The organism is Cylindrospermopsis curvispora GIHE-G1, from assembly GCF_014489415.1.
GTDB classification, from domain to species: Bacteria; Cyanobacteriota; Cyanobacteriia; order Cyanobacteriales; family Nostocaceae; genus Raphidiopsis; species Raphidiopsis curvispora_A.
In genome coordinates, this window is sequence record NZ_CP060822.1 from 181,831 (window position 1) to 203,026 (window position 21,196).

General features: G+C 40.9%; 18 protein-coding genes, 1 tRNA gene and 1 pseudogene. 14 read left to right on the forward strand and 6 right to left on the reverse strand.

Translation table 11 applies throughout. The features are described 5' to 3' along the window. The first annotated feature begins 188 nt into the window (after positions 1-188). Positions 189-1,862 (forward strand): ABC-F family ATP-binding cassette domain-containing protein, encoded by a 1,674-nt coding sequence (locus IAR63_RS00935; RefSeq protein WP_187706268.1) that lies wholly within the window; start codon positions 189-191, stop codon positions 1,860-1,862. A gap of 209 nt (positions 1,863-2,071) precedes the next feature. On the opposite strand, the gene IAR63_RS00940 is transcribed toward IAR63_RS00935, so the two are convergent. Next, complete coding sequence (locus IAR63_RS00940) at positions 2,072-2,356, reverse strand: Npun_R1517 family heterocyst differentiation transcriptional regulator (RefSeq protein WP_006276949.1); 285 nt, start codon at positions 2,354-2,356, stop codon at positions 2,072-2,074. A gap of 631 nt (positions 2,357-2,987) precedes the next feature. On the opposite strand from IAR63_RS00940, the gene ndhM reads away from it, so the two are divergent. The 6 genes from ndhM (at position 2,988) to lpxB (ending at position 9,544) form a co-directional block, all read left to right on the forward strand. Continuing rightward, positions 2,988-3,344, forward strand: a complete 357-nt coding sequence (gene ndhM / locus IAR63_RS00945) for an NAD(P)H-quinone oxidoreductase subunit M (RefSeq protein ID WP_318264345.1) — start codon at positions 2,988-2,990, stop codon at positions 3,342-3,344. Positions 3,345-3,837: 493 nt separating this feature from the next. After that, positions 3,838-5,661: a PP2C family protein-serine/threonine phosphatase gene (locus IAR63_RS00950; protein ID WP_407927143.1), complete on the forward strand. Its 1,824-nt coding sequence runs from the start codon at positions 3,838-3,840 to the stop codon at positions 5,659-5,661. Positions 5,662-5,733: 72 nt separating this feature from the next. Then, positions 5,734-6,561 carry a UDP-3-O-acyl-N-acetylglucosamine deacetylase gene (lpxC, locus tag IAR63_RS00955; protein ID WP_187706269.1) on the forward strand — a complete coding sequence of 276 codons (828 nt, stop codon included), beginning with the start codon at positions 5,734-5,736 and terminating at the stop codon, positions 6,559-6,561. A 91-nt stretch (positions 6,562-6,652) separates the two neighbouring features. After that, positions 6,653-7,168, forward strand: coding sequence for a 3-hydroxyacyl-ACP dehydratase FabZ (gene fabZ, locus IAR63_RS00960; protein ID WP_061544940.1), 516 nt, complete (start codon positions 6,653-6,655; stop codon positions 7,166-7,168). 185 nt (positions 7,169-7,353) lie between these two features. Further along, positions 7,354-8,178, forward strand: coding sequence for an acyl-ACP--UDP-N-acetylglucosamine O-acyltransferase (gene lpxA / locus IAR63_RS00965; protein ID WP_187706270.1), 825 nt, complete (start codon positions 7,354-7,356; stop codon positions 8,176-8,178). Between the two features lie 193 nt (positions 8,179-8,371). Then, a complete protein-coding gene (gene lpxB, locus IAR63_RS00970; protein ID WP_187706271.1) occupies positions 8,372-9,544 on the forward strand; it encodes a lipid-A-disaccharide synthase in 1,173 nt (390 codons plus the stop codon). A gap of 62 nt (positions 9,545-9,606) precedes the next feature. Here the strand turns inward: lpxB and IAR63_RS00975 are convergent, their stop codons facing one another. The 4 genes from IAR63_RS00975 to purL all read right to left on the reverse strand — a co-directional run bounded on the left by IAR63_RS00975 (position 9,607) and on the right by purL (position 16,002). Next, positions 9,607-10,122: an MgtC/SapB family protein gene (locus tag IAR63_RS00975; RefSeq protein ID WP_187706272.1), complete on the reverse strand. Its 516-nt coding sequence runs from the start codon at positions 10,120-10,122 to the stop codon at positions 9,607-9,609. A 402-nt stretch (positions 10,123-10,524) separates the two neighbouring features. After that, entirely contained in the window at positions 10,525-11,748 is a 1,224-nt protein-coding gene (locus IAR63_RS00980) for a glycoside hydrolase family 10-like protein (RefSeq protein ID WP_187706273.1), read from the reverse strand. 193 nt (positions 11,749-11,941) lie between these two features. Continuing rightward, on the reverse strand, positions 11,942-13,432 hold the full coding sequence (gene purF / locus IAR63_RS00985; RefSeq protein ID WP_187706274.1) for an amidophosphoribosyltransferase: 1,491 nt from the start codon (positions 13,430-13,432) through the stop codon (positions 11,942-11,944). A 221-nt stretch (positions 13,433-13,653) separates the two neighbouring features. Next, a complete protein-coding gene (gene purL, locus IAR63_RS00990) occupies positions 13,654-16,002 on the reverse strand; it encodes a phosphoribosylformylglycinamidine synthase subunit PurL (protein WP_187706275.1) in 2,349 nt (782 codons plus the stop codon). A 134-nt stretch (positions 16,003-16,136) separates the two neighbouring features. On the opposite strand from purL, the gene IAR63_RS00995 reads away from it, so the two are divergent. After that, positions 16,137-16,209: transfer RNA gene (locus IAR63_RS00995), tRNA-Ala, on the forward strand. A gap of 78 nt (positions 16,210-16,287) precedes the next feature. Then, entirely contained in the window at positions 16,288-16,449 is a 162-nt protein-coding gene (locus IAR63_RS01000; protein ID WP_187706276.1) for a hypothetical protein, read from the forward strand. Between the two features lie 38 nt (positions 16,450-16,487). Here the strand turns inward: IAR63_RS01000 and tnpA are convergent. After that, positions 16,488-16,848, reverse strand: a pseudogene (gene tnpA, locus IAR63_RS01005) (IS200/IS605 family transposase). A gap of 196 nt (positions 16,849-17,044) precedes the next feature. Here tnpA and IAR63_RS18740 point away from each other — a divergent pair. The 5 genes from IAR63_RS18740 to IAR63_RS01025 all read left to right on the forward strand — a co-directional run bounded on the left by IAR63_RS18740 (position 17,045) and on the right by IAR63_RS01025 (position 21,184). Beyond that, positions 17,045-17,170 (forward strand): hypothetical protein, encoded by a 126-nt coding sequence (locus IAR63_RS18740; RefSeq protein ID WP_407927142.1) that lies wholly within the window; start codon positions 17,045-17,047, stop codon positions 17,168-17,170. Then, positions 17,149-17,793, forward strand: coding sequence for an RNA-guided endonuclease InsQ/TnpB family protein (locus IAR63_RS01010; protein WP_407927164.1), 645 nt, complete (start codon positions 17,149-17,151; stop codon positions 17,791-17,793). The genes IAR63_RS18740 and IAR63_RS01010 overlap by 22 nt, the downstream gene beginning before the upstream one ends. Before the next feature lie 439 nt (positions 17,794-18,232). Beyond that, a complete protein-coding gene (locus IAR63_RS01015; protein WP_187706277.1) occupies positions 18,233-18,868 on the forward strand; it encodes a chorismate lyase in 636 nt (211 codons plus the stop codon). A gap of 17 nt (positions 18,869-18,885) precedes the next feature. Continuing rightward, positions 18,886-19,929, forward strand: a complete 1,044-nt coding sequence (gene ccsB / locus IAR63_RS01020) for a c-type cytochrome biogenesis protein CcsB (protein WP_187706278.1) — start codon at positions 18,886-18,888, stop codon at positions 19,927-19,929. Positions 19,930-20,134: 205 nt separating this feature from the next. Further along, positions 20,135-21,184: a permease gene (locus IAR63_RS01025; protein WP_187707294.1), complete on the forward strand. Its 1,050-nt coding sequence runs from the start codon at positions 20,135-20,137 to the stop codon at positions 21,182-21,184. The last annotated feature ends 12 nt before the right edge of the window (positions 21,185-21,196 follow it).

Here is a 21,196-nt window from a genome sequence, read left to right on the forward strand (position 1 = left end):
GGTGTTGTAGCAAAGTTTTTACATTATCCAAATTCCTTAACCAGTGATCTGGTCAATTCTGACTCAACAATGTGGTCGTTCAACTTGAGAATCAAACCAATCAATATGTTGTTAACTTTTGTTAAGATTGAAAATGACCTCAAAGTTTCGCTTTTTTGATCTTCTATTCCTTATTCGAGAGATATTTCATGTTAAGACTGGAACACATTAGTAAAATTTACCCGACAGGTGAAGTTCTACAAGATATTAACTGGGAAGTCAAACCAGGCGATCGCATTGGTTTAGTGGGCGTTAACGGTGCGGGAAAGTCTACCCAATTGAAAATCATCTCTGGGGAAATAGAGCCCACTGCTGGTCAGATCATTCGTCCTGCTAGTTTGCACATAGCCTATCTTAACCAGGAGTTTGAAGTAGATCCCACGCGAACAGTTCAGGAAGAGTTTTGGACCGTTTTCAAAGAAGCTAACGCGGTACAATTAGCACTACACGAAGTGCAGCGTGACATGGAAACAGCGACCATAGAACAACTAGACAAACTAATTAATAAGTTAGACAAATTACAACGTCAGTTTGAGTCCCTAGATGGTTATAATTTAGATGCTCGCATTGGTAAAATTCTCCCAGAAATGGGGTTTCAGGTAGAAGATGGGGATCGTCTGGTCAGCGCTTTTTCGGGGGGTTGGCAAATGCGCATGAGTTTGGGCAAAATCCTCTTACAAAAGCCAGACTTATTACTGCTAGACGAACCGACAAACCACTTAGACTTAGAAACCATTGAATGGTTAGAGAATTACCTCAAGAGTTTGACCACCCCTATGGTAATTGTTTCCCATGACCGGGAGTTTTTAGACCGACTTTGCACACAAATTGTGGAAACTGAACGAGGGGTTTCCACTACCTACCTGGGTAACTATTGTGCCTATCTCCAACAAAAGGCTGAAAATGAAGCGTCTCAGTTAAGTGCCTTTGCACGTCAACAAAAGGAAATAGAAAAACAGCAAGCGTTTGTAGACAGATTTCGTGCTAGCGCTACTCGCAGCACCCAGGCAAAAAGCAGAGAAAAGCAGTTGGAGAAAGTTGAAAGAATTGAAGCACCAACTACAGGGGTGAGAACCCTACATTTTCGTTTTCCACCAGCACCGCGCAGTGGTAGGGAAGTGGTAGAAATTAAAGACCTTACCCACACCTATGGAGACAAAATCCTGTTTCTAGGGGCAAATTTACTCATTGAAAGGGGAGACAGGATCGCCTTCTTAGGACCTAATGGAGCAGGAAAATCCACTTTGTTAAAAATGATTACGGGTATGGAAATTCCTACGGAAGGAACTGTTAAACTAGGAGAACATAATGTTATTCCAGGTTATTTTGAACAGAATCAAGCGGAGGCCCTGGATCTAAATAAAACCGTCATGGAGACTATTCATGATGAAGTTCCTGATTGGAAAAATGAGGAAGTGCGTACGTTGCTAGGAAGGTTTTTATTTGCTGGGGATACGGTTTTCAAACAAGTAGGGGCCCTAAGCGGAGGGGAGAAAGCAAGACTGGCATTGGCAAAGATGCTATTATGCCCAGTTAATTTAATCATTTTGGATGAACCCACTAATCACTTAGATATTCCCGCTAAAGAAATGCTGGAAGAAGCACTACAAAACTATGATGGTACAGCTATAGTAGTGTCTCATGACCGTTACTTTATCTCCCAGGTGGCAAATAAAATTGTAGAAATTCGAGATGGAGAATTTCGAGTTTATTTAGGAGATTATCACTACTATCTGACTAAGATCGAGGAAGAAAAGCAACAAGCTAAATTAGCAGCCAAAAAAGCGGCAAAAACAGCAAAAGCGGCTGCTAAGAAAAAGTAACTTAGTGTTAATTTAGACCTTAGATTAAGTAAGTCAAAGAACCTGGGGACTGAATCGCCTGTCCCCCGTTTAGAATCTTCGTGAATTCTCTCATACTCTCATAATTGTAGATGCTTGCTTGATCATAAAGTTTATCACTTAAACTAATTTATGGGTGATAATTGAGTGATAAGAATTGTGGTGAGGTGCAACCCGTCTTTGAGTGTTGGCTACTGCTGGGTATTATCTAAGGAGTTTCTCAACCGCATCAGTTGTCTTCTCATTTGAGGAGAGGCCTTAAATTCAGAGATCTCCTGAGCTTTAACAGATGCTTGTAGCATTTCCAAAAATTCGTCCGATCCCTCTGTAAGTGCGTCTAAGAAGACTTGCAGAAGCTGTTCACGATCTCCCAACAAACTTTTTTCTTCTATTAAGCGAAACTTAAGGTGAATTTCACATTCATAAACACCGACTTCGAGATTATTGACCTGGCGTGGTAATGCTTTGGAGTTCATAGTTGTGAGGATTCCTTTACTGGGTTAGAAACGGTGTTCATACAGGTGAGGAGCCAAAATATCCAGAAAAAAATCTTTATATTTTCTCAATATTTTCTCAAACACAGCGAAGACATAATTTAAGTTTACTCATCTGCTAAACTTCTTTCTCATTGCGCCCTCCATAGTGATGAAAAATTGCTTTTAACTGTTCCAATTTTATCCCTCCTTGTGTAGTTGTTGTATGTTGAAGTAGTAAAGCATGATCGGATTTTTAAGTTCTACATAATAAAGGTTCTGTAAGAACTCATCCCACCTTTTTAAAAGTTTGTACAACAACTTTATCCAAACGTCAATACTGGGAAAATATATCACTTTATCAACTGGTAATTATATTTAAACTTATTTTTTAAAGTCTATACAGGTAATACAATTTGATGTTAAGAACAGTTTTATTAAATAAAAACAGTGCTATTTGGTACATGCACAAAAATTTGTGACAAAAGTGACATAAAACCTAGCAGTATTTGATATGTATAAGCGAAGCCCTACCGATTTGTTAATCAATCTATTTGGCAAATCCAAACAATTAAGATCGGGCACAGCAGTTAAAATAATTGCAGTGTGATTAACCAAAATCCTAGACCTAATTATGGATAACCCAATACTGCTCAAGTCCACAACCCGTCATATCCGCATTTTTGCGGCGGAAATAAACAAAGACGAATTAGTCCCTAGCAACCAGGTTCTTACTTTAGACGTTGATCCAGATAACGAATTTAACTGGAGCGAAGACGCACTACAGAAAGTATATCGTAAATTTGATGAAATTGTAGAATCTTCAGAAGGTGTAGACCTAACAGACTATAATTTGCGTCGGATTGGTTCAGATTTGGAGCATTTTGTGCGATCGCTGTTACAAAGAGGTGAGATTAGCTACAATCTTGCTGCTCGCGTCACTAACTACAGCATGGGACTACCCCAAGTTGCAGCGAATGGCAATCCATGAGATAAAAATTTGCTTCCAGTCATGGTTGATGAGTTAAGGTAAATGAAAGTTTCTAACCCATCAACAAAATTAGGGCTCTGGTAAAACCAGGCTCTAAAAAGTTGGGCTAAAAGCTGAAAAAATTCTACCCAGATATTAACAAATCTGCCGAAATGTCCACATACTAAAATTTTGAAGGAATTCATATTCCGATTCGTTCGGATCAAACGGTAAGCTCTACCGAGATAGCTTGTGGAGTAGACAAACCTCTCAAGAATCATCTTGAGACTACGATGAAACAGGAAGTAGGTAGTCCAGATCTGTAAAGGTCTGGGTAGCTTTGGGTAGATCCTATAGAGCGGGACATCTCCTAAACATAGTCTTGAATAATTGCTAGTCGCTGCTTGGTGCGAGAAATATGGAAAATGAAGTAGCAATGCTTTTCTGCCCAAACGAATATTGTCAAGCCCCCAACCCTCTAAACCACAGGTTTTGCCAGAGATGCTCCACACCCTTGCCTAAGCGTTATCTGTGGACGGTCGGGGTCCATGATCTGGGTACTCCTGGAAAAATTGTCGGAGACCGTTATGTAATCATTGAGGGGTCGATAATTTTAGATCTCAAACCTGGATTACCACCCCAAGCACCTGATTTAGCTTATTTAGATCAAATAAAGCCCTATCTAAAACTCATTCCCCACCGCCTGCACATACCACAGATTTATGGGGTTCTTTGTGTAACTGAACAAGAACCTAGAAAAAATACACTACTTTTAGAAGCCATACCCCTAATCTATGATAACAAAAACCAGCAAGTAGATTTGTGGAGTGATCTAATTACAGCTTGGGATAAAGCTTCTTCCATACGACAAATTAATTGGTTGTGGCAAATAGCGAGACTGTGGCAACCCCTACACGAGCAAGGGGTTGCTAGTAGTTTGTTAGACTGGGACTTAATTAGAGTACAAGGGGGTTTAGTTAAACTCCTGGAATTACGCAGTGACAGATCACCCATAAACCTGTCACATTTAGGAAAAGCTTGGCAACAACTTTTACCAAATGCTCAACCATTCTTAGTGGACTTGCTCGAGCAAGTTTGTGAATCTTTGATTAAAGAAGAAATTATTTCTTCTGAACATTTAACTATAACTTTAGACCAAGCGCTATCACAAATAGATAAGTTGCAAAAAAACACTTCAAGCATTGCCATAAAGATTGTGACTCAAACGGATTCAGGTCCGAGTCGTCAAAGAAATGAGGACTCCTGCTATCCGCCCCCGGGGATTGTAGTTAGTCTATCTTCCCCAAAGGATGGTTTAGCTATTGTTTGTGATGGTATTGGCGGACATGAGGGAGGAAATGTAGCATCCGATTTAGCAGTGAAGACCATTGTACCACAAGTAGAAGAAATATTAACAATTCAGGAAAGTGCAGACAACTATAGAGACTCATCAACAGTTGTCCAAATGTTGGAACAAGGAGTAGCACTAGCAAACGATAAGATCAGTCAGCAGAACGATATTGATCACCGTCAAGGTCGTCAGAGAATGGGAACCACCCTAGTCATGGCCGTACCCATTGCTCACCAGATGTACATTACCCATGTGGGAGACAGTCGTGCTTATTGGATTACCCATCATGGTTGTTATCAAGTGACCCTGGATGATGATGTGGCTTCCCGTGAAGTGCGTTTAGGTTATGCCACTTACCGTGAAGCTATACAACATCGTGGTTCGGGTTCCTTAATTCAGGCCCTGGGTATGGGTAATAGCGCTTTACTTTCCCCCACTTGTGAGCGGTTTATTCTGGATGAGGATGGTATTTTCCTGCTCAGTTCCGATGGACTGACGGATTTTGATCGGGTAGAGGACTACTGGGAAACCGAAATCCTACCTGTTTTGCGTGGGGAGTCTAATTTAGAAACTACGGCGTCTCGACTGGTAGAAATTGCTAATACCAAGAATGGGCATGATAATGTCACTATTGCTCTCTTACATTATCAAGTTCAATATCAAGAGCCCAATACAGTGCTAGAGGCAAAAATCCCACCCATTGGTTTCGGTAAAACAGTTAATATAACGGGTAGTAATTCCCAAGCAAGGGATGTAAATTATTTCCCTCAATCAACTCGGGTGATTCCTGAAACTCCATTTAGTAAGGATCATAACCGCAAAATCCCCATACAGCTATTAATTCTGTTGGCTGTACTTTTGGGGGCTGGATTTTTAGGATCCTGGCTCAAGCGAGAAAAAAAATCCCCGGTTCCCACACCATCGGTCATCCCCACGATTACCAATCTTCCCATTGGTCAATCATCTGGAAGAGAGATATCAAGGTAGGCGTTCTGTCTAGAGGTAAAAGGTATAATTTGATTTTATCATAACTAACTGGAATTTATCTGGCGTTTACAAATGCACCAACATACTTTAGCTGCTGAAATTTGCCAAACAGGTGTGGGACTTCATAGTGGTGTAAATAGTACCGTGCGAATACTACCAGCTCCAAGCGGGAGCAAACGCTACTTTGTGAGGGTGGATTTACCTGATTTGCCAATTATTCCCGCTGAAATCGCCGCAGTTAATCAAACTCTTCTCTCTACTGAATTAGGCACAGGAAATGCTTACGTACGTACAGTAGAGCATTTGCTAGCGTCCCTGGCTGTTATGGGTGTAGATAATGCCCGGATTGAAATTGACGGATCCGAAGTACCACTTTTAGATGGTTCTGCCCAAGTATGGACTAATAGTATTGCTGCTGTGGGATTAACTTCACAGCCTGTTAGTGATCAATATTTACCCATAGTAATTAACGAACCTATCTACGTTTATGACAAGGACGCATTTGTTTGTGTTCTACCTGGGGAAGATACACGTTTTAGCTATGGAATTGATTTTGATGTGCCAGCAATTGGCAATCAATGGCACAGTGTTGTCCTTTATGATTCCTTTGTCACCGAAATTGCCCCAGCTCGAACCTTTGGCCTATTACATCAAATTGAACACCTACAGAAATCCGGTTTAATCAAAGGTGGTAGTCTAGAAAATGCCCTAGTTTGCGGAATGGATGGCTGGGTAAATCCACCATTAAGGTTTATGAATGAACCAGTCAGACATAAAATCCTCGACCTGGTAGGTGATATCAGCCTATTGGGACAGTTTCCCAAGGGCCACTTTCTAGCTTATAAAGCTAGTCATAACCTGCATATCCAGTTAGCACGCAAAATTTTAGAGAGTGTGTGAAAAGTTGTGCTAAAAATTAAGTAAACTTTAAGATTGTACGCTATTATCTAGGCTAATTTAACTTCCCACATCTCAATCAAATCCATTGCCAATGTCAACCCTCAGCCAAACCAATTTTATCCAAGTGACTACATCCCAAGGAGAAGACCAAACCATTAATACATCAGCAACTAAAACAACTTTCACCATAGAAGAGATTCAGCAACTAATACCTCATCGCTACCCGTTTTTACTAGTAGACAAAATAGTTGACTATATTCCGGGAAAGTTGGCTGTAGGTATCAAAAATGTTACTTTTAACGAGCCTCAGTTCCAGGGACATTTTCCTGGACGTTCCCTAATGCCAGGGGTTCTAATTGTGGAAGCTATGGCTCAAGTTGGAGGAGTTGTTATGAGTCAAATGCCTAACATGCCCGAAGGGCTGTTTGTATTTGTAGGTATTGACAAAGTGCGGTTTCGTCGTCAGGTGGTACCCGGTGACCAATTAATTATGACTGTGGAACTGTTATCTGTCAAACAACGTCGGTTTGGAAAAATGCAGGGTCGAGCTGAAGTTGACGGAAATCTCGCCGCCGAGGGAGAACTAATGTTCTCTTTAATTAGTTAAAATTGGACCGATAAAAAACCTGCGTATTTAGATGCAGCCGTGAAGTGCATCATCCTAATTAATAAATAGTTTGTCATCCCTGCTCCCTAATTTCAAATCTCATTCACATCTCAAATTCGCCTTCCTCACACATCACTTATTTTGCCCGACACTTTTTCTATGAAACCAGTTCTGGAGAGTTACCCTTGAAGACACTTATTCATCCAACTGCTGTAATACATCCTAACGCGGAACTCCACTCAACGGTGCAAGTAGGTGCCTATGCTGTGATTGGAGCGAATGTTCAAGTCGGACCAGAAACCGTTATTGGCGCCCATGCGGTGGTGGAAGGACCATGTAAAATTGGATCGGGAAATCACATTTTTCCAGGCGCTGTAATCGGTATGGAACCCCAAGACCTGAAATATGTGGGGGAACTATCTTGGGTTAAGATTGGTGATAATAATGCCATTCGTGAGTATGTGACTATTAATCGGGCTACCGGTCATGGTGAAGCGACGGTTATTGGTAATGGTAATCTGCTAATGGCTTATGTCCATGTGGGTCACAATTGCATAATTGAAGACTCAGTTATTATTGCTAACTCTGTAGCTTTGGCTGGTCATGTGCATATTGAGTCCCGAGCCAGACTCAGTGGGGTTTTGGGTGTTCACCAATTTGTCCACATTGGTGGTATGTCCATGATTGGAGGTATGACACGTATTGATCGGGATGTTCCTCCCTATATGTTAGTTGAGGGAAATCCATCACGTATCCGATCACTCAATCTGGTGGGACTAAAGCGCTCAGGAATGCCGATAAATGAGTTTCAACTACTGAAAAAAGCTTTTCGTATTCTCTACTGCTCTGATATGTTGTTTAAGGATGCTTTATCTGAGTTAGAACTATTAGGGGATACATCACAGCTAAAACATTTACGTCGGTTCTTGCTACTTTCACAAATGCCAGGAAGAAGGGGGTTGATTCCCGGGAAAAGTGCCACCAAGGGTACTGATAATAATGAGTTGTGATTGGTTGGTTAGCTAGTCTTGACAAATCCTGAATGATGAGTTTACTTATATTCATAAATTAATACATGAGTATAATCAATGGGTAGAGTAGTTACTCATCATTCTAATGATTAGCTCTTTCCCCAGCGTACTGGCTAAAGGTATATATAGCTAGTGGTCTTAATTATAATCCCTCATTTAAAATCTAAAGTTCATGCGAGTATTTATCAGTACTGGGGAAGTTTCGGGAGATTTACAGGGTGCCATGTTAATTACAGCACTAAAAAATCAAGCTGCTACTTTGGGCTTGCCATTAGAGATAGTAGCACTGGGTGGATCCCAAATGGCTAAAGCTGGGGCGAGAGTTTTGGGAGATACTAGTGGTATTGGTTCCATGGGAATTGTTGAGGCATTGCCATATATTATACCAACTATTATGGTGCAAAGACAGGCGATCGCCTATTTAAAAAAAAATCCCCCGGATATAACAGTGTTAATTGACTATATGACACCAAATATGGGAATTGGTAGTTATATGCAGCAGCATTTTCCTCAGGTTCCCATAGTATATTACATTGCTCCCCAGGAATGGGTATGGTCAATGAGTTTAGATAGAACTAAGAAAATCGTTAGTTTTACTCATAAGTTGTTGGCAATTTTTCCCCAAGAGGCGAGATATTATGAGGAAAACGGAGCTAATGTTAATTGGGTGGGCCATCCCTTAGTAGATAAAATGGCGAACACACCCAGTCGTGAAAGTGCCAGAAAAATATTGGGTATTAAGGAGCAAGAATTGGCGATCGCTCTTTTGCCTGCTTCTCGTCATCAAGAGTTAAAATACTTACTACCTGCAATTTTTCAAGCTGGGAAAAGTATACAATCACAACTATCAAAAGTAAAGTTCTTTGTACCCTTATCCCTGGAAAGATTTCGAGGAAAAATTACCGCAGCAATTAGAGATTATGGGTTAGAGGCCAAAATATTGTCTGGGAATCAGAGGGAAATTTTTGCTGCTGCTGACTTGGCAATTACTAAATCGGGGACGGCCAATTTAGAATTGGCCCTGGCCAATGTTCCTCAAGTAGTTGTTTATAGTCTTAATCCTTTCACTGCTTGGTTAGGTAGAAAGATTCTCAAAGGTTCCATTCCGTTTGCTTCCCCCGTCAATTTAGTTCTTATGCGAGAAATTGTACCTGAGCTATTACAGGAACAAGCTACAGCAGATAATATTACAAAAGCAGCCATGGAATTATTATTAAATTGTGATAAAAGAGAAAAAACCCTATTAGACTATCAAGAAATGCGTCAATGTTTGGGTTCGGTTGGAGTGTGCGATCGCGCAGCTAAAGAGATTTTAGCAATGGGAAGAGTCGAAAAAACACAATAGATGACTATGACGCTCCCCGATTTATCGGGGGATTCTCAGTTCTTCCAATAAAATGTACTTAATCATTCAATTACTGACTCCTGTCCATTTTTTCGATTGGTCTCACCTGTGATAATTTGAAACAATCTATGGATACGTTTGAAACCGCTCAGAATAATTAAAGTTAGTACTCCACCGATTAATCCCATTTGCCACAAACCACAACCAATCGCTGCTCCCAATCCTGCTGCTATCCAGATGCAAGCTGCAGTTGTTAATCCTCTAACTTTTGGACGCAGGGATTTTCCAGAAGATTCTTGTAAAATCAATCCCGCTCCCAAAAATCCCACACCACTAGCTACTCCCTGAACTGTTCGACTAAGTGCATTAGTAGCTGCATAGGAACTATCTCCCTCAGCTTGTAAAGGAATCATTACGAACAGAGCTGCTCCCATACTTACCAACATAAATGTTCTCATTCCTGCTGGTCTACCTCTCTGCTGACGGTTAAACCCTATCATGCATCCAACAATGAGAGCCAAAACTAGTCTAAATCCTATTTGTAACCAATCATTTGTGGGGAGTAGCATATTTGTCATTATTAAGTTCCTTAATTTTCAAATCTGGAATATGGGTTTACACTTACACACTGGATGATATAGCCTTAGTCAGAACACCAGTCATTGTTGGGTTCTGAATATGACTACTAAAAGTCTATAGATTTAGTAAACATTAAGGAGAGTTTAACAAAAAGTTAAGAATAAGTAAAGGAATAACTTTGGTGCTTTTTTCCATGAATCCCATCCGTGGATTAAATCATGATAGAAGTGTGATGATTGTGCTATAAAATAGCACAAATAGGATGTTTGTAAACCTAATGCATTAGGTAATATACATAGCTTGTACAGCTTTAACTATAAAGAAGTGAAAATCATGTATAACAATTATAAAAGAGTTAGTGGATTGTCAGCATTTTCAATGCTAACAATCCAGCAAGTTGATCATTCAGCTGCAACTCTTACAGCTGGATAGGGAAAGAAATTTCTAAATCCTTCCAAGCGTTGTTCCAAAGTTTCAGGAGAGCGATTCCACAAAGTTTCATAGTAAAAGAAAACGATACCTAACTCTTCCCTTTGCACAGTTCTGACCTGTTTAGTAATTTGTTGTATAGGAACAGGACTAGTTCTTAAACCGGCCATAATGCCAATTCCAGTAGGAATAATTTGGCGCACTTCTTGTATTTCATCCCGGGCAATTTTAGAGGTAAAACTTTCCAAATCAGAACGATAAACTTGCATAACCAACTCATCCACAATATTCAGTCTTACCCAATTCAACCAATCTTGTAACTGAAACCTATAAGCATGATTGTAGTAATTTGGTGAAACCGAAAAGATGAGTTTTGGTTTAATTTGCTTGATAGTATGGTTCAACCTCACCATGAATTCCGTGATTTTATTGGCCCGCCATGCTACCCATTCTGGATCTTGAGAATTGGCCGGGGGATTTTTACCCGTTTCTTGCTTATACAAGTTTACGGTATAATCATCATAGCCAAATTCATGGGGTAAACTGGTGTGGTCATCAAACTGAATACCATCAATATCATAATTGTTAGTCAGCTCCACCAGTAGATCAATAATAAATTTTTGAACCTGGGGATGAAAGGGATTTAACCAAGATACTTCACCAGCAGCACTAATAGAAACTACAGCACCATCTCGCGTTTTAGTGAGCCAATCTGGCTTATTTAACGCCAGCTCTCCAGTATTGGGGGTCATAAATCCAAATTCAAACCAGGGGATTGCCAGCAGATTTTGACTATGGGCCTGATTAATAATATCTGCTAGAATATCATGACCATCGGATCCGCGAAATACAAAGGGTTGAATATCCAAGCTCTTAGCTACATTGCTAGGATACATAACATAACCTGAATTCCACACCACGGGGTAAATTGTATTAAAATTGAGCCGCCGCAATTTCGTCACAGCATCTCGGACTTGGTCACGATCCTTGAAAACATTTAAATCGTTACTTGTTACCCAGACACCCCGAATTTCCTCGCGAGACATTTGAGCGGTTACACTTGGTACTGAGTGTATGAGTACCACTGTCAATAGGGAAATTAAGCATAGCCAAGGGGAAAATTTCTTCCAGATTTTTCGTGGCCAGTTGGTTTGGTCCTTAGGATGATAATTGAACGAAAAAAGATGGAGTTTCATGTTGGTCAAGGAGTTATTCGTGTTGAGATTGGGAGGCGTTGCGGATTATCAACTCAAGTTGTCATCCAATCCCTAATCATAACTTAATAATAATCGTTATTCAAGAGATGTTATGTATATATAGCTTTATCCAAAACGCTATATACAGAGTTAATGGATAAGAGCGACTCACCTTTACCTCCTATTGCCAAAGCTATAAAACAGCGTATTGGTTAGCCTTCTCTAGTATTAACTTAGAACTCTTCACCTGTTGAGGAATCGCTACAGGATAATCACCCGTAAAACAAGCAGAACAGAACCCATTTGTATCTTCCCCGGTGGCGGCTAACATTCCTTCCCAACTTAAATAAGCGAGAGTATCCACCTCTAAATGTGTACATATCTCACTAACTGATTTTGTAGCTGCAATAAGCTGATCCTGTGTATCCGTATCTATTCCATAGAAACAAGGATGAGTCACCGGTGGAGAAGATATTCTCATGTGCACTTCCCTAGCGCCTGCTTCCCGCAGTGCTTTTACCAGTTTGCGGCTAGTAGTTCCCCTGACAATAGAATCATCAATTATTACTACTCTTTTTCCCGATAACACATCTTTGAGGGGGTTCAACTTTACTTTTATCCCCGCCTCTCGCATACTCTGAGTGGGTTGAATAAATGTTCTACCGACGTAACGATTTTTAATTAGTCCCTCGCCATATACTATACCTGATTTTTGGGAAAACCCTATAGCAGCAGGTATACCAGAATCGGGTACACCAAAGACTATATCAGCATCTATGGGAGACTCCTGTGCCAAAGTTCTTCCCAGTCGCATTCTATAACTGTATAACGTCTCATTGTGCATTAAACTATCTGGACGGGCAAAGTAGATCATTTCAAAAATACATAACTTGCGCTGGGGTTGGGGATTCCAAAATAAAGATGCTAAACCCGTTTCTGTAATCCAAACTAACTCTCCCGGTTCCACATCCCTTATATATTCCGCACCAATAATGTCTAAAGCACAGGTTTCAGACGCCAAAACATAACGTATTGGCTGACTATCCAACTTACCAATCACCAGGGGACGAATCCCATGGGGATCTCTTGCTCCCATAATTCCATCCGGTGTTCCAATTACTAAACTAAATGCACCCTGACATCGATGGAATGCATGAGTTGCAGCGTCTAACCATCCCGCACCAGTATTTATCTCCTCAGCGATCGCATGGGCTATCATTTCTGAATCCGTACTTGTCACCAGGTGTAAGTTGGTTTTGAGCAATTCTTCCCGTAATTGTATGGTATTCACCAAATTACCATTGTGAGCCAATGCCAGGGTTCCTAAACGAGTGTCCACCACTGCTGGTTGAGCATTCACTTTACGACTAGAACCGGTGGTGGAGTAACGAGTATGACCAACTGCCATATTACCTGGTAATTGCTCTAAAATCGCCTCGCTAAATACCTGAGAAACCAAACCCATATCCTTATGTTGATGTACATAAGGTCCTTCAAATGTAGCAATACCAGCGGATTCTTGTCCCCTATGTTGCAGCGCATATAATCCAAAATAGGTCATTTTTGCCACATCCTGTTCCGGGGCATATATACCAAAAACACCACAGGCTTCTTCTGGTTTGTCACAGAGGTTTTTAGAACTGTTCATGGTTAGATCAAAAGTGGTAGGATGCTGGGGAATCATGCTGGTTTTTGCTCCTGGTGAGTCACTAAATACTAGAAAATACGGGTGGCTAGGGTTAGAGAATGGTTAGGTGTCAGTGGTTATTGATCCGGAAATAAATGTCGAACTTTTGCCATCCTTGTTCTTAATTAAAACTTAACCATTCACTAACAGAGTATCGCAAATCGGTCAAGGATAAAAAGGATCAAAAAGAAATTGTTAGTTACTTCAGTAAAAAAACCTTACTCATGGCCATAAAAAGCCAGTCGCTGGGCGATCGCCTGATGATAAACATTGTCCATTTGAGGAATATCTATACGCATTACCTCATAGTCATCAAGGGTAGAAACGGTCAACCCGGATGATAAATTGACAACTGAACCCAACTTTTGCCAATTATTCCCTAGGTGTGCTTGTAAATAGGACTCCCAAACTTGTTGATAGGTTCCGGGTACGGAAACTAGGATTCGGGCCCCGCCTTCACTAAAAAGTACTTCATCAAAGCGACATTCCTCATTAGAAGAAATTCCCAAATTAATGGAAGCTCCTAAATTACCACTCAAACAGCATTCCGCTAAGGCAACTATTAGACCACCCTCAGCACTATCGTGGGCAGAACTAATCCATTTGTGACTAATACCATAACGACAGACCTGTTGCACATCCCGTTCCAGGGCAAAATCAATTTTTGGTGGTTTACCAGCAACAGTATGATGAATGACTGCTAAATATTCAGATCCACCCAACTCCAACTTTACGGAAACTGGTAAACCCAGCAGATAAATTCCATCACCTACATTTTGCCAACCCTGACCACAGATTTTTTGTAAATCTTCAATCAAACCAACCATTCCCACCACCGGGGTAGGGTAAATTGCCTGGGGATTTCCCTGTGCATCAAAGGTCTCATTATATAAGGAAACATTACCACCCGTTACAGGAGTTCCCAGCTCCCTACATCCTTCACTAATTCCTTTACAAGCATAAGCTAACTGCCAATAACCTATTTCCTTTTCTGGACTGCCAAAATTCAGGTTATCAGTCACTGCTAACGGTTGTGCACCCACACAACTAAGATTCCGCGCTGCTTCAGCCACTACTGCCTTAGCACCCTCATAAGGATCAAGATACACATAGCGCGAATTACAATCTACTGTAGCCGCTACTCCAGATTCCCAATTCGTTACCGTAGATCCTGATAAGGGACGTAATCGCAGCACTGCTGCATCCGCACCACCTGGCAACAATACCGTATTATTTTGCACCTGGTGATCATATTGACGATATACCCAACTCTTAGAAGCAATAGTAGGTGTATTGAGTAATTTCAAGAGAATATCTTGCCAACTTAAAAACTCTCCCTGCACCTCAATTCCCCTGACATCGCAAGTTGGTAACTTGGCTGAAGTCCACTCCCAAGCTAGTTTTACATATTCTGGAGGTTCGGACAATAGTTTCCTTTCATACAAAGGAGTATTTTCAGCCAAAGCCTTTGCTGGAATGGACGCTGCTACTTCCCCCTGAAATAAAATTCTCACCACTGGTTCACTAATTACCTCCCCTGCAACTACTGCATGGAGTCCCCAACGCTGGAAAATATCAATTAACTCCTGCTCTCTCCCCTTCTGGGACACAAATAACATCCTTTCCTGAGATTCGGAAAGCAAGTATTCATAAGGTGTCATTCCTAACTCTCGAGCCGGAACCTTATCTAAGTCAAACTCAATACCTACACCACCCTTAGCCGCCATTTCCGAAGTAGAGCAAGTAATCCCTGCAGCGCCCATATCCTGAGCAGCTACTACTGCTCCTGTCTTGAATGCTTCTAAACATGCCTCAATTAAGGACTTTTCTAGGAATGGGTCGCCCACCTGCACTGCGGGACGGTTATCCATGGACTCATCAGTTAATTCAGCGCTGGCAAAACTAGCACCACCCATACCATCTCTCCCAGTGGTAGAACCAACGTATAGAACTGGGTTCCCTATTCCTGCTGCCCCAGATTTAACTATGGTGGGTGTTTCCATTAATCCCAAAGCCATCACATTAACTAGAGGATTTCCCGAATAGGCTGAATCAAAATAAACTTCACCGCCCACAGTGGGAACACCTACACAATTGCCATAATGAGCTATACCTGACACTACACCCGTAAATAATCTTTGGGTTTTTGGATCCTCTAAATTGCCAAACCGGAGGGAATTTAATAGTCCAATGGGACGCGCCCCCATGGTAAATATATCCCTTAATATACCACCTACACCGGTAGCAGCGCCTTGAAAGGGCTCCACAGCAGAGGGATGATTATGGGACTCTATTTTAAATGCTAATTGCAGTCCCTGTCCCAAGTCTACCACACCAGCATTTTCACCAGGTCCCACCACAATGCGTGGTCCGGTAGTGGGGAACTGTTTGAGCAACGGGCGGGAATTTTTATAGCAACAGTGTTCGGACCACATCACTCCAAACATTCCCAATTCGGCCTTATTGGGGTGACGACCCAGACGACGCACTATGTCAGCATATTCATCTGGTTTAATGCCTTGGGAGGCGATTTCTTGGGAAGAAAAGGGACTTTCTGTGGTACTCATGTCTGTTTTACACCAAAGGTACAGATGTTTATTTTATCGAAAAGTTGCGATAAAACCGGTGTTTCTAGCACGGCTTTTTTAGAAAATCTGCTTGACATCTTGAACAAGACAAGGTAATATCCAAAGATAGTCGAGGGGTTATAGCTCAATTGGTAGAGCGCTTCAATGGCATTGAAGAGGTCAGCGGTTCGATTCCGCTTAACTCCACTCTAAATACGATTAGAAAAGCAAGCTTGTCAAAAATCTGCTTTAATAAAATTAGACTAGTATGGAATTCTTGCAGCAATGACTGTAGAGGGAAGCACAAATACAGAAGTATTTCTCAATTATGTAAATCAGGTTTTATTACCCCAATTATGGAAAGGGGCTATTGTTGTTTTAGATGTGGGGAAAATTAATCGCCTCACAAGAAAATCGCCGAAAGGCACGGAAGCCACTTGGCTTTAGACAGGAAGTGCCAACGGCGAATTTATTCGCCTTGATATTTAACCGTGATGCGGCTCTTCAATATACCTTTTAATAACATCTGCTGAAACCTGTCCAGCAGTGGAATAAAAATAACTATTAGTCCATAGGCTAGGAAGTTTAAGTAATTCAGGAAATTTTCGTCTTAACAAGCAAGATGACCGTCCTTTAAAAGCTTTAACCACTTGATTTATAGCAACATCTGGTTGATGTTCTACAAATAAATGAACATGGTGCAACCTCAAGAGCGAGGATATCCCAGTCTTTTTCTTTGGCTAGTTCGTAAATTATCTGTCGAAGGCATTTAGGTATCTATACAAGATGCACTACTGCATTACCTTTTGAGTGATTTCCTATTCTGTATTCCAGTGTTGTCTTCATATTGTTTCGTGGCTGCTATTGACAAGTAAATCATATCTCAACTATACTTTTGAAATCAACAAACATTGAAGGTCGAACAATGTACGGATGCCAACAAGTTCTTATCAAGTCCGATAAATCAATAACAGCCATATTGGAGTACGTCTGCACAGAAGCTAAAAAGCTGACAAATTGTGGCGTTTACTATTCTAGGCAGATGTACTTTAAAACTGGTTATATTCCTAGTAGAGCAGATTTGCATAAACAACTAGGAACTTATCAGAAAAACGTTCATTTGTTTCTAATCTGGGAACATCATTTATTGTTGATGGACTTCATTTAAAAAGTTTAAATCAGTGGTACAACAAATCAGTAGCTAAACTTAAAAGTGATAAACCGCAAGGTTTTTGGTCTAACAGATTAGCTGCTATTACCGAAAAAAGAAACCGACAAATGCGTGATGCAGTTAACAAAGCTGCAAGAATAGTCGTTAACCACTGTATTGAAAATAAGATTGGTGCTATTGTTTTTGGATGGAATAAAGGACAAAAAGATAGTATTGATTTGGGGTCTAAAAACAATCAGAAGTTTGTCCAAATTCCCACAGCAAGATTAAAAGACCGTATTGCTCAATTATGTAAACAATACGGAATAGATTTTATTGAAACAGAAGAATCATACACTTCTCAATCATCGTTTTTTGATTGCGACAATATACCTAAATTCGGTGAAAAACCCGAAGGGTGGAAAGCAAGCGGGAAACGAGTTAGTCGTGGAGTATATGAAACTTCTGATGGGTTCAAAATTAATGCGGACTGTAATGGTGCTGCTAATATTTTGAAAAAAGTAGCGGTGATGCTAGGAATTGATCTTAGCGGAATCAGTAGAGGCTGTTTAAGCCAGCCTCAGAAAGTTCGTTTATGGACTCTTCAGAAATCTCCGTGTCTTCAGACCGGAGAAGCTTAATCGACCATAATATCAAATTTGTTGCATAAGTCAAGCCGTAATTGCGGTTAATTTACATTTCTTTTCAATTCATACTGGTCAGGAGTCAGATTGCTGTTGTGTCAATTTAATTTATCCTAGTGTTAAAAACGCAAGATTTGGAAACAATCAAGGATTTACTCAGGATCTAAAGCGTGATCGATATAAGATTCCTAGTCGTTAAAATTTCTGTTTAGAAAATTCTGCACTTGCAGTTTATTCTCTTACTACGCCAGTTCAACTTATCTCAGTATTTACCACGTGAACGATGATGAGTTTTTATTTCTGGTAGCAGGCACTGTAATAGTGTTATGATCTCCCACGTGGGCTGTGTGTGGTTTTTGAGTTTTCGTTTTGCAAGACTATAACTCTACTACATTGGCCCTTCCTTTTCATACTCTTTTTTTGGCTAAGGTATTAATTGACTACTACTATTGCTCCCCCAATCAGCAAGTTGCCAACCAGTTGGCATCCTCTCCAACCCATTTGGCAAGGTGAGGAAGAGGAAATTCAAGGAGGACTGCCACACACCCAATTAGCTCCCCCATGGCAGTTGTTATTATTGGGTGATGGTTCCCCCACTAAACATCTACAATTACTCACCTGTGAACCAATAGAAGTGGACGTAATTGATATGTCATTTGTGGGCATGGATTTAGATCAGGCTCCCAATTTAATTGAAACCGTACCGGGCCCAAGATTACGACGACAGGTATGGCTAAAGACATCATCCGGTCAAAGATTGGGTTATGCTACATCTTGGTGGGAGGCCAGTCATGTAGATGAATTTTTGCAAAACCGCTCTCTACCAATTTGGGCAAGTTTAGCAAGAATTCGTACAGAATTGTATAGGGACATTCGGGGAATTTATTGCGGTTACTCGGATGGGCTACAGTTAGGTTTTGGGCAACCAGGACCTTTTTGGGGTCGCCATTACTTGTTTTGGCATCGCGGAAAACCTTTAACCTTAATTTATGAGGTTTTCTCACCCTATTTAACTAAATACTTGGGTGAAACTGTGGTATCCACTTCACCAGTGGATTTGAGTAGGTTGTAGATACCGGAGAACTGTTTATGAATCTGGTTGTACTCCAGAATTGGCTAGATAATGCTTCCTTTGCTATTTTGTTCTGTACCATGCTGATATATTGGGTGGGGACGGCTTTTCCCAGTTTGTCCATCACCGCAGCACTGGGAACCGCTGGAATGGCCATTGCCAATTTGTCCATTGCTGCTCTATTAACAGCAAGATGGATAGAGGCGGGTTATTTCCCTTTGAGTAATCTTTATGAATCCCTATTTTTTCTCACCTGGGGAATTACTGCTATTCATCTAATTGCCGAGTATACTAGTCGTAGCAGATTGGTAGGGGTAGTAACTGCTCCTGTAGCTATGGGCATTACCGCTTTTGCCACCCTCACCCTACCATCGCAAATGCAGAATTCAGAACCACTAGTACCAGCTCTCAAGTCTAACTGGCTAATGATGCACGTCAGTGTGATGATGTTAAGCTACTCAGCTTTAATGGTAGGTTCTTTACTGGCGATCGCATTTTTAATTGTCACCCAGGGTCAAAATATTGAATTACAGGGTAGTTCGGTAGGTAATGGTGGTTATCGTACGAATGGTTATAAACTGCTCAAACCCCAGGAATTAATAATGGAAGGTTCTGGAGGAGAAAAGAATGGTTTTGCCCGGGTAGAAAGCAATCAAAATGGTAATGGATATGGTACAGCGGTTTTAGAAGTGGTGAAAGCGGACCATATATCACCAGTTACAACCCTTTCTCCCCAACGTCTGACCCTAGCGGAAACCTTGGACAACATTAGCTATCGGGTAATTGGTCTTGGTTTTCCCCTACTAACAATAGGTATTATTGCTGGTGGGGTATGGGCCAATGAGGCCTGGGGTTCCTATTGGAGTTGGGATCCTAAAGAAACTTGGGCCCTAATTACCTGGTTGGTTTTTGCTGCTTACCTTCACGCCAGAATTACCCGTGGTTGGCAAGGGAGAAAACCAGCAATTTTAGCAGCTGGTGGTTTTTTAGTGGTTTGGACCTGCTATTTAGGCGTAAATCTATTGGGTAAAGGCTTACATTCCTACGGTTGGTTTTTCTAATTCTAAGTAGGGAAGGGAGGCACAATTATTTGTAGGATGGGTTTCTTTCCTCAACCCATCCTAATGTTCATCTTATATTTAATTCCACCCACCCACTTATCAGGGGGAATCTCCCCTGATCCCCATTCCCGATTTGAACAATATTTAGATAGAATAACTGGGCATAACCTAAAGTTACCAAATCGCTTTTGACTAAGACGAAATGATGATAAGTCAATTAAATAATGGTTTTACTCTATTTCTAAGTCTGCTGGTCGAGGCAATGCCTTTTTTGCTTTTAGGTGTTTTATTTTCTAGCTTGTTGTTGTTTTTCGTTGAAGAGCGCAAACTTGTAGATATAATGCCTAAAAATCCCCTCCTGGGAGCTTTGTTTGGCAGCATGATTGGCTTTTTATTTCCAGTTTGCGAGTGTGGTAACGTACCAGTAGCTAGACGATTATTAATGCAGGGAGTACCTACGTCAGTTGCTATTGGTTTTTTGCTAGCAGCACCAACTATTAATCCAATTGTGATTTGGGCAACATGGACTGCATTTAGGGATCAACCAGAAATAGTAGTTTTAAGAGTGGTCTTATCTTTATCAATTGCTACTATTATTGGCTTTGTGTTCAGCTTTCAAAAGGATATTACTCCTTACCTGCAACCCCAGATCGCCCGTTATTTGAAATTTAACCCTCCAGCACAGACAGAACCAAAAACCTCAGCAAGACAATTACAAGAACAGGTTACAACTCCCAGTCCCCTTTTACAATCGGGAACCTACATCCTCGGTGGTAAAGCAGGTATATCCACCCGGTTAAGTGGAAATTCTTCTCAAACAGCTCTAAAAACAACCAATAGAACTTTAATGGGGAAACTTGGTCTGGTTTTAGACAATGCTATCCAGGAACTCCGAGAATTGGGAGCTGTAATGGTAATAGGTAGTGCCATAGCGGCTGCTATTCAAGTATTAGCCCCTCGGGATGTGATCCTCAGTTTAGGTGCGGGGCCAATTAGTTCAATTCTTACCATGTTATTACTGGCTACAGTGGTATCAATTTGTTCCACGGTGGACTCCTTCTTTGCCCTCTCCTTCGCTTCAACTTTTACCAGTGGATCTTTATTAGCCTTTCTTGTCTTTGGTCCAATGATTGACATTAAAGGTGTGGGATTAATGTTATCAGTTTTTAAACCAAAGGCTCTGTTTTACTTATTTGCCTTAGCAGGTCAACTGACACTTTTATCTACTTTGTTTTTAAATCTCTACATCATGTAGCTTAAATACCGT

Excerpts from the sequence above, each read along its gene's own strand:
- IAR63_RS00935 (WP_187706268.1), top strand. The coding sequence starts at position 189 with ATGTTAAGACTGGAACACATTAGTAAAATTTACCCGACAGGTGAAGTT.
- IAR63_RS00940 (WP_006276949.1), bottom strand. The coding sequence starts at position 2,356 with ATGAACTCCAAAGCATTACCACGCCAGGTCAATAATCTCGAAGTCGGT.
- ndhM (WP_318264345.1), top strand. The coding sequence starts at position 2,988 with ATGGATAACCCAATACTGCTCAAGTCCACAACCCGTCATATCCGCATT.
- lpxC (WP_187706269.1), top strand. The coding sequence starts at position 5,734 with ATGCACCAACATACTTTAGCTGCTGAAATTTGCCAAACAGGTGTGGGA.
- fabZ (WP_061544940.1), top strand. The coding sequence starts at position 6,653 with ATGTCAACCCTCAGCCAAACCAATTTTATCCAAGTGACTACATCCCAA.
- lpxB (WP_187706271.1), top strand. The coding sequence starts at position 8,372 with ATGCGAGTATTTATCAGTACTGGGGAAGTTTCGGGAGATTTACAGGGT.
- IAR63_RS00975 (WP_187706272.1), bottom strand. The coding sequence starts at position 10,122 with ATGACAAATATGCTACTCCCCACAAATGATTGGTTACAAATAGGATTT.
- IAR63_RS00980 (WP_187706273.1), bottom strand. The coding sequence starts at position 11,748 with ATGAAACTCCATCTTTTTTCGTTCAATTATCATCCTAAGGACCAAACC.
- purF (WP_187706274.1), bottom strand. The coding sequence starts at position 13,432 with ATGATTCCCCAGCATCCTACCACTTTTGATCTAACCATGAACAGTTCT.
- purL (WP_187706275.1), bottom strand. The coding sequence starts at position 16,002 with ATGAGTACCACAGAAAGTCCCTTTTCTTCCCAAGAAATCGCCTCCCAA.
- IAR63_RS01000 (WP_187706276.1), top strand. The coding sequence starts at position 16,288 with ATGACTGTAGAGGGAAGCACAAATACAGAAGTATTTCTCAATTATGTA.
- IAR63_RS18740 (WP_407927142.1), top strand. The coding sequence starts at position 17,045 with ATGTACTTTAAAACTGGTTATATTCCTAGTAGAGCAGATTTGCATAAA.
- ccsB (WP_187706278.1), top strand. The coding sequence starts at position 18,886 with ATGAATCTGGTTGTACTCCAGAATTGGCTAGATAATGCTTCCTTTGCT.
- IAR63_RS01025 (WP_187707294.1), top strand. The coding sequence starts at position 20,135 with ATGATAAGTCAATTAAATAATGGTTTTACTCTATTTCTAAGTCTGCTG.